12 protein-coding genes are annotated in these 12,752 nt (G+C 58.8%); 3 read left to right on the forward strand and 9 right to left on the reverse strand.

Going from position 1 to position 12,752, the window contains the following annotated elements:
- Window positions 1–32 precede the first annotated feature (32 nt).
- Window positions 33–746, forward strand: a complete 714-nt coding sequence (locus RHM68_RS08540) for a UTRA domain-containing protein (RefSeq protein ID WP_322221844.1) — start codon at window positions 33–35, stop codon at window positions 744–746.
- Window positions 747–813: 67 nt separating this feature from the next.
- On the opposite strand, the gene RHM68_RS08545 is transcribed toward RHM68_RS08540, so the two are convergent.
- The 7 genes from RHM68_RS08545 to minC all read right to left on the reverse strand — a co-directional run bounded on the left by RHM68_RS08545 (window position 814) and on the right by minC (window position 7,583).
- On the reverse strand, window positions 814–2,973 hold the full coding sequence (locus RHM68_RS08545; protein WP_322221846.1) for a mechanosensitive ion channel family protein: 2,160 nt from the start codon (window positions 2,971–2,973) through the stop codon (window positions 814–816).
- Window positions 2,974–3,050: 77 nt separating this feature from the next.
- On the reverse strand, window positions 3,051–3,218 hold the full coding sequence (locus tag RHM68_RS08550) for a hypothetical protein (protein ID WP_322223961.1): 168 nt from the start codon (window positions 3,216–3,218) through the stop codon (window positions 3,051–3,053).
- 132 nt (window positions 3,219–3,350) lie between these two features.
- Window positions 3,351–4,640 carry a M18 family aminopeptidase gene (locus tag RHM68_RS08555; protein ID WP_322221848.1) on the reverse strand — a complete coding sequence of 430 codons (1,290 nt, stop codon included), beginning with the start codon at window positions 4,638–4,640 and terminating at the stop codon, window positions 3,351–3,353.
- 211 nt (window positions 4,641–4,851) lie between these two features.
- Window positions 4,852–5,487 carry an RluA family pseudouridine synthase gene (locus tag RHM68_RS08560; protein ID WP_322221850.1) on the reverse strand — a complete coding sequence of 212 codons (636 nt, stop codon included), beginning with the start codon at window positions 5,485–5,487 and terminating at the stop codon, window positions 4,852–4,854.
- Window positions 5,488–5,578: 91 nt separating this feature from the next.
- On the reverse strand, window positions 5,579–5,833 hold the full coding sequence (gene minE, locus RHM68_RS08565; protein ID WP_007898843.1) for a cell division topological specificity factor MinE: 255 nt from the start codon (window positions 5,831–5,833) through the stop codon (window positions 5,579–5,581).
- Window positions 5,833–6,645 carry a septum site-determining protein MinD gene (minD, locus tag RHM68_RS08570; protein WP_322221854.1) on the reverse strand — a complete coding sequence of 271 codons (813 nt, stop codon included), beginning with the start codon at window positions 6,643–6,645 and terminating at the stop codon, window positions 5,833–5,835. The genes minE and minD overlap by 1 nt, the downstream gene beginning before the upstream one ends.
- A 200-nt stretch (window positions 6,646–6,845) precedes the next feature.
- Complete coding sequence (gene minC / locus RHM68_RS08575) at window positions 6,846–7,583, reverse strand: septum site-determining protein MinC (protein WP_322221856.1); 738 nt, start codon at window positions 7,581–7,583, stop codon at window positions 6,846–6,848.
- Between the two features lie 118 nt (window positions 7,584–7,701).
- On the opposite strand from minC, the gene RHM68_RS08580 reads away from it, so the two are divergent.
- Window positions 7,702–8,634, forward strand: coding sequence for a lipid A biosynthesis lauroyl acyltransferase (locus RHM68_RS08580; protein WP_322221858.1), 933 nt, complete (start codon window positions 7,702–7,704; stop codon window positions 8,632–8,634).
- 34 nt (window positions 8,635–8,668) lie between these two features.
- Window positions 8,669–9,841, forward strand: a complete 1,173-nt coding sequence (locus tag RHM68_RS08585; RefSeq protein ID WP_322221860.1) for a patatin-like phospholipase family protein — start codon at window positions 8,669–8,671, stop codon at window positions 9,839–9,841.
- Window positions 9,842–9,981: 140 nt separating this feature from the next.
- On the opposite strand, the gene RHM68_RS08590 is transcribed toward RHM68_RS08585, so the two are convergent.
- Both RHM68_RS08590 and RHM68_RS08595 read right to left on the reverse strand, forming a co-directional pair.
- Window positions 9,982–10,767: an outer membrane protein OmpK gene (locus tag RHM68_RS08590; protein ID WP_322221862.1), complete on the reverse strand. Its 786-nt coding sequence runs from the start codon at window positions 10,765–10,767 to the stop codon at window positions 9,982–9,984.
- 499 nt (window positions 10,768–11,266) lie between these two features.
- A complete protein-coding gene (locus RHM68_RS08595) occupies window positions 11,267–12,625 on the reverse strand; it encodes a nucleobase:cation symporter-2 family protein (protein WP_322221864.1) in 1,359 nt (452 codons plus the stop codon).
- Between the last annotated feature and the right edge of the window lie 127 nt (window positions 12,626–12,752).

Below are 12,752 nucleotides of genomic sequence, written 5' to 3' on the forward strand. Positions count from 1 at the left end.
CAGTGCTGGTCTAGTCCAGATAGGTAACGTTGATGCGCGTCGAGACAACCAAAGCGGTGACAGCCATCGGGCAAGTGCTTCAGGAGCAACTCGACCACGGATTGCTGGCGCACGGCAGCAAGCTACCGGCCGAGCGCAAGCTCAGTGAGTTGTTCGGGACCACTCGGATCACGGTGCGTGAGGCGTTGTTACAGTTGGAAGCTCAAGGCCAGATTTATCGCGAGGAGCGGCGTGGCTGGTTCGTGTCGCCGCCGCGTCTGGCCTATAACTTGATGCAGCGCAGTCACTTCCACGCCATGGTCAGCGCCCAGGGGCGGGTGCCGTCTACCGAAGTGATTTCGGCGCGGTTGCAGCCGGCATCGGCGGCGGTGTGTGCATGGTTGCAATTGCCCGCGCTGTCGAGCGTGATTCAGATTTGCCGTGCGCGACGTATTGATGGGCGACTGGTGCTGTATGTAGAGCACTATCTGAATCCGCAGTTTTTTCCGGGAATCCTCGACTTTGATTTGAATCAGTCGATTACCGAGTTGTATGCCCGGCATTACGATCTGCACTACGGTCGGGTGCGGTTCGAGATCGTGCCGACGTCGTTGTCGGTGGATGCGGCGGCCGCATTGCGGGTGTCGGTGGGGAGCCCAGGGTTACGGATTGCCCGGGTCAATTATGATCAGCATGAGCGGTTGATCGATTGTGACCTGGAGTTTTGGCGACATGATGCGATTCATGTCGGCGTCGATGTGGTCTGACGGGACGGGTTATTCGTGTGGCCGTGGCGACCCCTTCGCGAGCGTGCTTGCGAAGGGGGTTGAACGGTCACTCTGACTTTTCCTGCCCGCCGCCCGCCGTGACCACCTGAATGCTCATGCGCGGTGTCGCCAAATCAAGTCCGGCTTCATCCAGGTGTCGTTTCAGTGACAGGTTGAATGCCCTGGAAACTTCCCACTGCTTGATCGGAGCGGTCTTGAAGCGGGCGCGAAGAATCGCACTGCCGGACTCGAAACTTTCTACACCCTGAATCTCCAGTGGCGACCAGATATTGCGGCGTTGCAGCGGATCGGTGCGCATTTTCTGACCGACTTCGCGCATCAGTTTGATCGCGTCGTCGATTTCCATGTTGTAAGGCACGGCGACTCGAAAGATTGCGTAGCCGAACTCTCGTGAGTAGTTCTTGATGCTTTTGATTTCGCTGAACGGAATGGTATGCACGATGCCGTCGATGTCCCGCAGGCGCACGGTGCGGATGGTCAGGCCTTCGACCGTGCCCAAGTGGCCGCCGACATCTACGTAGTCATCGATGGCCAGTGAGTCTTCGATGATGATGAACAGCCCGGTGATCAAATCCGCGACCAATGACTGGGCACCGAAACCGATGGCCAGGCCAATCACACCGGCACCGGCCAGCAGAGGCGTGACGTTCATGCCCATGTTCGCCAGCGCGACGATCAGCGCAATAATGAAAATGGCCACGAACAGCACGTTACGGATCAACGGCATCATGGTTTGCGCCCTGGCGTTGGCCAGGCCCTTGCGCGAGCGCGTCAGGGCGTGATGCACGGCGGTGTCGCTGAGGATCCAGATCAGCCAGGCGAAAATCAGCGTGCCGGCGAGGCTGAACAGTTTGACGCTGATTTCATGACCGTCGCCTTCGGTGAACGCGATAAGCGACATGCCCCAGACCCGCAAGCCGAGTTCGATGAACACCAGCCACACCACCAGGTGGGCAAGGGTGTAGCAAAAGCTTTTGAGTCGGTCGGAATACAGTGCGTGGCGCTTTACCGTTCGTTGCGGTTTGAGTGAATGCCGGCGTACCAGCCCGTTGATGACCATGCACAACACCAGCAGCACGGTGCAGATCAGCGACTGGCGCAGTGCTGTGCTGGTGTCGCCCGCCGAAACGAACGTGGCGAACAGCGAGATGCCCACCAGCACCAAGGCTGGCAGAAACCAGAAGGTGCCGAGGATGTCGATGGTGTCGCTCAAGGCTCGGCGGGTCAGGCGTCGTGACAGTGGTTGGTTGCGGATCAGGTGTGCGATGGGGCGGCGAAAGCGCAGGATAAACAAGCCGGTCGATAGCGCCGCGAGGACATTGGCACACGTCGCCGCCGTGTGGGCCAAGTGACTGCCGAGGCTGGTCACCAGGCGTGGGTCGCTCAGGGCTTCACCGAAAGCGGCAAAACTACCGATCAGCCATAACGGGCGAAACGCCTGATGCCGCAGGATGTACAAGGCGCGGTGGCGGTGCGGCCCATCGAGCACCGAAAAGGCAATGACGCAGATCGCCGAAAAGCACGTCCCCACTACCAGTGCATAAGCCAGGACCATTGCCAGATCCTTGCCCAGGGACGAAGGCAGGGCGTAGCTCATATAGACCGTGATCACCAAGGCGATCAGCCACGGTCCGAGTTTGCGCAAGGCAAAGCGCAGCATGTCCAGGGCTTTGGGGTGTTGCGGCAGTTCTTCGGTCAGGCCGAAGCGCATGCGTACTGTGTGGCCGAGCCAAATCAGAGCCGCAGCCAGCAGGCTCCAAACCATCAGGATCATGGCGAAGGCAAAGATGATCGGCAGCCACTCATTGGCCGGCAACATCAATTCCGACAGTTCCCCTTCGGCCAAGCCGAACTCTTCGGACCAGCGTGTCAGCGGACTGTCGGCGCCGGAAAACTGTTTTTCAAAACTGGCCAGCGTGCCACCGATCAGACTCAGTACGCCTTCTTCAGTGGCTGGCTGGGCCTTTTTGGTGACGTCGCGGAGTTTTTTCAGGTCCGCGAGCAGCTTGCTACGTTGCTGATCGTTTTCGAGGGATTTGATGACGTCGTCCAGGGATTGCCCCAATGGCACCTGCGCCTCGGGCTGGGCTTTCGTTGAGCTGTTGAGCAGCCCCGGTAAACCGACCGCCTGTGCAGGCGCCACCGGCAGTAGCGTCATGAGGCAGACAAGGAGCAAACACGGCAGGGCGAAAAGACGAGCGAACACTAGGCGGTCAACCTCGGGATGAGCGGATCGGCCGAGTGTACGAGCCCGTCAAAATCAATGCGAGCCGATGAGCGAATTTATTCGTTGAGTTTGGCCAGGATCTTGTAAACCACGGTGGCGAGGATCAATAGCATGCCGATCCACAGGGTGAAGACCCCGGCATTTTTGTCGCGGAAGTTGAAGCCGACGGCCAGCAGGATCATCCCGCAAACAATAGGAATCAGCATGGCGTGAAATGAAGACATCGAGATCATGACGACAGCCTTGTCGAAGGGGATGCCTCAAGTCTAGGTCGCTTTTGAGCGGGCGGGGGTGATGTGTGTCAGAAAGCAGAGACTGTGTGGCGAGGGCAGCAGCGTCCTCGCCACACGTATGGGTCATGGCAATTCGTGACAGGCGTAGAACGCGCTCAGTACCTTGACCAGGTGCGCCAGGTCGTGGCTGCCACACAGTTCACGGATCGAATGCATGGCAAACGTCGGCAGGCCGATGTCAACGGTGCGAACGCCCAAGTGGCTGGCGGTGATCGGGCCGATGGTCGAACCACAGCCCATGTCACTGCGTACCACGAAACTCTGTACCGGCACTTCTTCGGCCATGCACAGATGACGGAAAAAGCCCGCGGTTTCGCTGTTGGTGGCGTAGCGCTGGTTGCTGTTGACCTTGATTACCGGTCCGGCATTGAGTTTTGGGCCGTGGTTAGCGTCGTGCTTTTCGGCATAGTTGGGATGAACACCGTGGGCGTTGTCGGCCGACACCAGCAGCGATTTTTGAATGGTCCTTACGAACTCATCACCGTCGGGCAGCAGGCGACGCAAGGTCTGCTCGAGCATCGGGCCGTCAGCGCCGCAGGCCGAGCATGAACCGACTTCTTCGTGGTCGTTGGCCACCAGCACGCAGGTTTCATCGGTTTCGGCGCTCAGCAGCGCTTGCAGCCCGGCGTAGCACGACAGCAGGTTGTCGAGGCGTGCGCCCGCAATGAAGTCGCCATTCAGGCCGATCACCGCAGCGCTTTGGGTGTCGTAGAAACTCAACTCGTAGTCGAGTACAACATCGGCGTTGAGCCCGTGTTCGCGAGCCAGTTGATCAGTGAGTACCGCGCGAAAATCCACACGCTCGTCACCGGCAAATTGCGCGAGGATAGGCGGCAGTTCGGTCTGCGCATTGATCGCCCAGCCCTGATTAGCTTCACGGTTGAGGTGGATGGCCAGGTTCGGGATCGTGGCAATCGGTGCCTTGAAATCGATCAACTGGCTCTCGACCTTACCGTCACGGCGGAAGGTCACGCGGCCCGCTAGGGACAGGTCGCGGTCGAACCACGGAGCCAGCAGGGCACCGCCATAGACTTCGACGCCCAGTTGCCAGAAGCCCTGGCGTTGTAGCTCTGGCTGCGGCTTGACCCGCAGGCATGGGCTGTCGGTATGGGCGCCGACCATACGAATACCGCCGTGCAGTGGCGAGTGACGACCCATCTTGAAGGCAACAATAGAGGAGTCGTTACGGGTGACGTAATAACGACCGTTAGTTTCGATGGTCCACGGCTCGCGCTCGTCAAGGCGCGCAAAACCCGCCGCTTCCAGACGCTGAACAAGACTGGCGGTGGCATGAAAGGGGGTAGGGGAGGCCTTGAGGAAGTCGATCAGGCCTTGGTTCAACTCTTCGCGCATAAGAAACTCCAGACAGCAGTGGGCGGGAGTTTAACGTATTGGACGCAGAATTGGCGTTGGTCTGCTGCTCTGTTTCCCTCGAGATTGCGTCTGGAGGAAATACCCTGTGGGAGCGAGCCGGCTCGCGAAAGCGGGGTATTAGGCAACATCGGTGCCGACCGGTACTCCGTTATCGCAAGCTGGTTCCCACAGTTTTTTATCGCCTTGCCCGTCAGAACGGTGCCGGGCACTCAAAGCGCATGCGTTCACCGGTTTGAGGCTGGGTGAAGCTGAGCATGCTGGCGTGCAGGCACAGTCGGGGCCATGCGGCCAAGGCTTGTTCGTGAGCGTAGAGCCCGTCACCCAATAGGGGATGGCCGATGGAGAGCATGTGAACGCGCAACTGGTGAGACCGTCCGGTGATTGGCGTCAGCTCTACTCGGCACCAGTCGCCACATCGCTCCAGCACACGCCAGAAGGTCAGCGCGTTTTTGCCGAATTCGTGATCCACCACATGGCGAGGCTTGGTCGGTGGGTCATAGCGCAAAGGAAGGTCGATGCTGCCGCTGTCCAGTTCCGGTTGGCCCCAGCACAGCGCGGTGTAGGCCTTTTCCGTTTCACGGTCGTGAAACTGCCGAGACAGTTCGCGATGAGTGTCCGGGTCACGGGCCAGCAGAATGATGCCCGAGGTTTCCCAATCCAGCCGATGAACGATTCGCGCTTCGGGGTAGCCGTTTTCTTGCAGACGGGTAATCAGGCAGTCCTTGTTGTCATCGGCCCGGCCAGGGACGGAGAGCAACAGGGTCGGTTTATTCACCACCAGTACGGCGGCGTCCTGATGGATGATATGGATGTTGGACAGCGGCATTAAAACAGCCTCGTAACAAACGCCAACGGCGGCTCAGGCCCCTTCAAGTGACAGAAGGGGCCTGAGCCGCCGTGGCTCCAACCGGATCGACTCAGCGATCTGGCAGGGTGATATTGAGTTCCAGAATCGAGCAGCTACCCTGGTTTTCCAGAGCGACATGCACGTCATCGGACCCGATATTGACGTACTTGCGGATCACTTCTACCAGTTCCTTCTGCAAGGCTGGCAGGTAATCCGGCGTACTGCGCTGGCCGCGTTCATGCGCCACGATGATCTGTAGACGCTCTTTCGCTACCGACGCGGTGCTGACCTTTTTGCTGGCACGAAAGAAGTCAAAAAGATTCATTATCTACCTCCAAACAGGCGCTCGAAGAAGCCCTTCTTCGTTACATCGAGGAAACGATGCTCCACGGTTTTGCCCAGCAGGCGATCGACTGCATCGCTGTACGCCTGACCGGCGTCGCTCTGGTCGTCGAGAATTACTGGCACACCCTGGTTGGAGGCTTTGAGTACCGCTTGCGATTCCGGGATCACACCCAGCAAGGTCACCGCCAGGATGTCCTTGACGTCTTCAACGCCAAGCATCTCGCCATTGCTGACGCGCTCAGGGTTGTAGCGGGTCAGTAGCAGGTGTTCCTTGATCGGGTCTTCGCCGTTTTCGGCGCGGCGCGACTTGCTGGCCAACAGGCCCAGCATGCGGTCGGAGTCACGTACCGAAGACACTTCCGGGTTGGTCACGACAATCGCTTCATCAGCGAAGTACATGGCCAGGTGAGCACCTTTCTCGATGCCAGCCGGCGAATCGCAAACCACAAATTCGAATTCTTCTTTGAGCGCCATCAGGACTTTTTCAACGCCCTCGACGGTCAACGCATCTTTATCGCGGGTCTGACTGGCAGCCAGGACGTAAAGGTTTTCAAGACGTTTGTCTTTGATCAGGGCTTGCTGCAGGTTGGCTTCGCCGTTGACCACGTTGACGAAGTCGTACACCACGCGGCGCTCGCAACCCATGATCAGATCGAGGTTACGCAAGCCGACGTCGAAGTCGACGATTACTGTTTTGTGGCCGCGCAGAGCGAGACCTGTACCGATAGCGGCGCTGGTGGTGGTCTTACCCACACCACCCTTGCCGGATGTAACCACGAGAATCTTGGCCAAGGTGTTTCACCCCTAAGGAAAAAGGACTTTTAGCCCCTGAAAAACATCTCTTGAAAAACTACTGCAGTCGGACAGCCTTGGCTGGAATCCGGCTCTGGGCGGCGCTTACCTCAGGTAAACACTGCTTTGGCCTTTTTCCTACTTCGTTTGAGCCGTTTTCGCTACGTTTTAGAGATGCTTGGAAAATGCGGCAGTATCCGTTAAAGCCGAATGATGTTCAACACGTCGCCCGACAGGCTGACCTGTACGCCCGAACCCCACAGCGGATCGCGACGTAAATCCTCGGAAACCTTGTATTGCCCGGCGATGGAGATTAGTTCAGCGCTCATTTGCTGACAGAAAATTCGTGCTTTGGTGTCGCCTTTGACCCCGGCCAGCGCACGACCGCGCATCGGGCCGTATACATGGATATTGCCATCGGCAAGAAGTTCCGCCCCCGGACTGACTGAGGAAATCACCACCAAATCGCCACCTTGGGCATATATCTGTTGGCCACCCCGCACGGGCGAGGTAATCACCTTCGTCGGTTTGATGGTGGGTTCTGGCGGCTTTTCCGGCTTTTTCGTCACCGTGCCTTCACGCGGATCCAGCGGACGCTCTCGTGCCCCTGAGGGCGGCAACACCGGCAAGTCCACTGCGATGGCGGCGGCGATGTCTTCGATGCGGCTGGCACGGATCGCCAGGGTGCGCAGGCCATGCTGGCGGCACACGCGCATCAGTGCAGGCAAGTCCACTGCGCCCTCGCTGGCCGGGAGTTTGTCCAGCGCCAGTACCAGGGGGGCATTGCTGAAAAAATTGGGTGCCTGAGCGACCTTGGCGGCCAATTGCCGATCAAGGTTCTCGAGGTCGTTACGGGACAGTTCCAGAACCGTAATGGCGAGCATGCTGCCCTTTAACTGGAACACGGGATCTTGGTCTAGCGGTTCGGTTTGGCTCATGGTCGGCGTACAACGGCTTGTCACTAAAAGTGCCGAGACTTATAACGAGAACGCCCGCGAGCCGCAAGCCGGGTCGAACGATGTAGAATGCGCGGCCATTGTCTTTCCGGAACCTTTAATGGATCGCCCGCGATTTCGTACTGCCTTTCTTGCTCCGCGTTTCTGGCCTCTGTGCTGTGGCTTGGGGCTGTTGTGGCTGATTGTCCAGTTGCCGTATCCGGCATTGCTGTGTATCGGCCGTGCCTTGGGCGCCGTGATGTATCGAGTGGCCGGCGACCGACGGCGTATCGCCAGGCGCAATCTTGAGTTGTGTTTCCCTGAAAAAACCGCTGCTGAGCGTAAGCGTCTGCTCAAGGAAAACTTTGCCTCCACCGGTATCGCTTTCTTCGAAATGGCCATGAGCTGGTGGTGGTCGCGCAAGCGTCTGGCGAAACTGGCCCATGTTGAAGGCCTGGAACATTTGAAGAAGGCCCAGCGCGAGGGCAACGGCGTGATTCTGATGGCGCTGCATTTCACCACCCTGGAAATCGGCGCGGCGCTGCTCGGTCAGCAACACACCATCGATGGCATGTACCGCGAACACAAAAACCCGCTGTTTGATTTCATCCAGCGCAGTGGCCGCGAGCGGCACAATCTCGACTCGCTGGCGGTAGAGCGCGACGACGTGCGGGGCATGCTCAAGCTGCTGCGGGCCGGCCGGGCGATCTGGTATGCGCCGGATCAGGACTATGGCGCCAAGCAAAGTATTTTCGTCCCACTCTTCGGCATTCAGGCCGCCACCGTGCCGGCCACCAGCAAGTTTGCGCGGTTGGGCAGGGCACTGGTGGTGCCGTTTACCCAGGAGCGTCTGGCGGACGGCAGCGGTTATCGCTTGGTGATTCATGCACCGCTGGAAAACTTTCCTGGCGAGTCCGACGAGGCTGATTGTATTCGCATCAATCAGTGGGTCGAAGGTGCCTTGCGCGAGTGCCCGGAGCAATACCTCTGGGCCCATCGCCGCTTCAAAAGCCGTCCGCCGGGCGAGCCAAAGCTGTACGCCAAACGCCGTTGAATCAACGATTTTTTAGGCACCATGGAGTGTTGCGATGAGCCCGACTGAACCGGTAACTGGGTTGATTCTTTCCGGCGGTGGGGCTCGGGCGGCGTATCAGGTAGGCGTGCTGGCGGCGATTGCCGAACTGCTGCCACCGGGCGCGGACAACCCGTTTCCGGTGATTGTTGGCACGTCGGCCGGGGCAATCAACGCGGTCAGCCTGGCCAGCGGGGCGATGGATTTTCGTGGCGCTATCGAGCGTCTGACAGCCTTCTGGCAAGGGTTTCGCAGTCATCTGGTGCTGCGCAGCGATTGGCCCGGAGTGATCCGCCAGGCCAGTCGCTTTGTCAGCCACAGCTTGCTGGGGCTCGGGGCGCAAGTTCCGGTGGCCTTGCTCAACAGTTCGCCGCTGCGCGATTTACTCACTGACAAACTGCAAATGAACGGAATTGCCGAGGCGATTGCGCGCAAGCAGTTGCACGCGGTAGCGGTCACCGCGTTTGGTTATGAATCTGGTCAGGCGGTTACCTTCTATCAGGGCGGCGGCACGATTGACGCCTGGCTGCGGCATCGGCGCGTCGGCGTGCCCACGCGGTTGACTGTCGAGCATTTATTGGCCAGCTCGGCGATTCCTCTGCTGTTTGCCCCGGTGAAAATCGGTGAGGAGTTTTTCGGCGATGGAGCGGTGCGCCAGTCGGCGCCGATCAGCCCGGCCCTGCACCTGGGCGCGAGCCGGGTGCTGGTGGTGGGCGTCAGCGGCAACCCTCGCGGTGTTGACCCCGATCAACCGTTGCAGCGCATCTATACCGGACAGCAGCCGACCCTGGCGCAAATCGGCGGACACATGCTCAACAGCACCTTCATTGATAGCCTGGAAGGTGATATCGAATTGTTGCAGCGCCTGAATCAGTTCAGTCACTTGATGCCCAACGGCACGCCGCTGCACGCGCTAGGTGTGGCGCCGGTAGAGGTGTTGGTCATCTCGCCGAGCCAGCCGATCGATGAGATTGCTGCACGACATCGACAGGAACTCCCGGCAGCTTTGCGTCTGTTTTTGCGGGGTCCGGGCGCGACGAAGACCAGTGGGGCTGGGGTGTTGAGTTATCTGCTGTTCGAGTCGGGGTATTGCAGTGAATTGATTGATTTGGGGCGCAGGGATGCGTTGGCCAAGCGCGAAGAGTTGTGCCGATTTCTAGGGTTGGCGGAGCCAGCGGTGCCTGCCTGATATCGGCGGTTCTGCCCTTCATCAGCAGGCTCGCGAAGGGGCTCTTGCACACACACCACTGAAAACAAAAGACCACAATCACCACCCACCCCGGATGCGCACGTGGCAGCTGACGCCTGCGGTCTTTTGTCTTCAATTCATCAGAAGTGGAACTTCACCAGCAAGCTCGTCACGTTCTGATTGGTGGTAAACGCCTGGGTATCGTCGATCCCGTACTTGTCCTTCCAGTAGTCATACTCGACACCGACGTACAACTGCTTGGCCCCGAAATTCAACGCTTTGCCCAAGTCGTATTTAACTTGTGGGTTGAAGTGCAAGTTGGCGTGGTATTCGCCTCGGGCGTTTTTGTCGTTATCGACCACCCAGTCCATGTAGCCATCGATCAGGACGTTCGAGTCGCCGACCGGGATGGTGTAGGACCAGACCGGAGTGATCTGCCAGATATTGTTGCCTGGACGATCGCCATCGGGGTGACGCTGGTAGAAGTTCAGCTGGAAGTAGTCGAACCCTGGAATCGCGAGGTCGAAGCCAGGGCCGATCAGGTAAGACTCGACATCGCCCTCACCAAACTCGTAAGTCATGGCCAGCAGCACGTCTTTGATCGGACCGAATTCGATTTTTTTGTCCAGGACCTTGCCCAGCGAAATGCGCGGGCTGAACTCGCCGTAGGTGGAGTTGGGTCCGGAGTTGGAGTCGTTTTTGCCGTTGTAGAAAATCTTGTCGACGAACAGGAAGTTATCCCCATATTTCCAGGCGTCGGCGTGCTCGAAGGTAACGGTTTGCTGAATGGCCGGGTTGACCTTGAAGCCTTTGCCATACAAGTAGGTCAGGCTGTTGTTCTGCCATTGCAACAAGTCGTCGGCCATGACTTGGCCCCCGGCCAGCAAGGATCCCGCGAGCATGAGGCTGGTGCATATACGTTTCATTCGGTTGCTCCCAAAAAGTAAGTGGTTCCACGTTGTTTTTCTAAGGTTGGCGCTCTGGTCTGGCGCCTTGTGTTGCGGCTGCAAAAACTCATCCAATCGGTCAGCTTTAGTGCTAATAGCAAGAGCTGGGCCAAGCCTTTCAACAAGCCAAAAAAATCCCGATCGACTGTTCGAAAACAGTCGATTACGAGAAATGTGTGGATGCCTTGGAACTGGCCAGCGCTTTAATAAGCTGGCTTTATGGTCAGGAATTAAATCGAGGCTTTTTTTTAGATCGAATTCACGCGGTCGCGGAGAATACTGACTCCTTGGCCGGGCCTCAAGTGCCCCGCAACAGCGCACCGACGACAGGTTTGGGGCACGGTTGTTGGCGGTGGGCCTGGCGTCGTTAAACGACAGGCTTGAGTCGGTAAAAATCATCTGTTGCTTCCTCTTGTTTTTATTGTTGAGGCGCAGGCAGTTGCTGGCTGCCACAGGGCAGCCCTGTCACAGGTTTTGATCAGTGCGTGCGCGCGTGGCAGTCGTTGCTGGCCGCGCGCTCTTTACCGCCGAGGATGTTGAACAACAGGTTCAACGACAGCGCGCTCAAGGTCGCCATCGCGATGCCGCTGTGGGTAATCGGGCTCATCCAGAGTGGCAGGTGCGCAAAGAACTCTGGACGCACCACCTGAATCAGTCCCATGCCGATGCTCACGGCCACCAGCAACTGGTTGCGGCGGTCACCGATGTCGGCTTCCTGGAGGATCTTGATGCCTGTGGCCGCGACCATGCCGAACATCGCAATGGCCGCACCACCGAGCACTGCCGGTGGAATAGACGCTACCAGGAGCGCCGCCTTCGGCAGCAGGCTGAGTACCACCAACAGGCCACCAGCGACGATGGTCACCGACCGGCAGCGCACGCCGGTCATCTGCACCAGGCCAATGTTCTGGGCGAAAGAAGAGTGGGTGAAGGTGTTGAAGAACCCAGCGAAAAACGACGCGCCGGCATCGCAGAGCAAACCGCGACGCAGCATCCGTGGGCAAACTTCCTGGCCGGTAATCTTGCCCAGCGCAAGGAACATCCCGGTGGACTCGACGAAGATAATCACCACCACCAGGCACATCGACAGGATCGGTGCGAGTTCGAACGTCGGCATGCCGAAATGCAGCGGGGTGACGATCTGCACCCACGGTGCTTGAGCCATGCCGCTGAGGTCGACCATGCCGATCACGCCGCAGAGTATGTAACCCAGGCACATGCCGATCAACACGGAAATGTTGACCCAGAAACCGCGCATAAAGCGGTGGATCAACAGAATGGTCGCCAGTACCAGGGCGGCGATGGCCAGGTAAATCGGCGAACCGAATTGAGTCGCGCCAGCACCGCCGCCAGCCCAGTTCACGGCGACGGGGAACAGCGACAAACCGATCGAGGTGATGACGGTTCCGGTCACCAGCGGCGGGAAGAACCGCACGACGTTGGACATGAACGGCGCGATGAGCATGCCGAAAAAACCGGCGGCAATGGTCGCGCCGAAGATACCTTGCAGGCCGATACCGGGCATGCCGGCCATGGCGACCATGCTGCCAACTGCCGCGAAACTGGCGCCCATCATCACCGGCATGCGAATGCCCATTGGGCCGATCCCAAGCGACTGAACGATGGTGGCGATACCGGCGACCAGCAGGTCGGCGTTGATCAGGAAGGCGATTTCTTCACGGCTCAGACCGGCGGCCTGTCCGATGATCAGCGGCACTGCAACGGCGCCGCCGTACATCAGCAGAACGTGTTGCAAACCGACCAGAATCAGTTGCAAAAGGGGCAAGCGCTGAATGGCGGGTGCGTCGGGGATGCGCGCTTCGGATAGCTCGGACATGCAACACCTCGGATCTTTTTTATTCTTGTGATTTTTGTATCAGGCGACCACAGTGCGGCCGTTCGCGGGCAAGCCGGCGCCCACACAGGCAGAACACGTCCTGTGGGTGCGAGCCTGCCCGCGAAGC

Source organism: Pseudomonas sp. DC1.2 (assembly GCF_034351645.1).
GTDB lineage: Bacteria > Pseudomonadota > Gammaproteobacteria > Pseudomonadales > Pseudomonadaceae > Aquipseudomonas.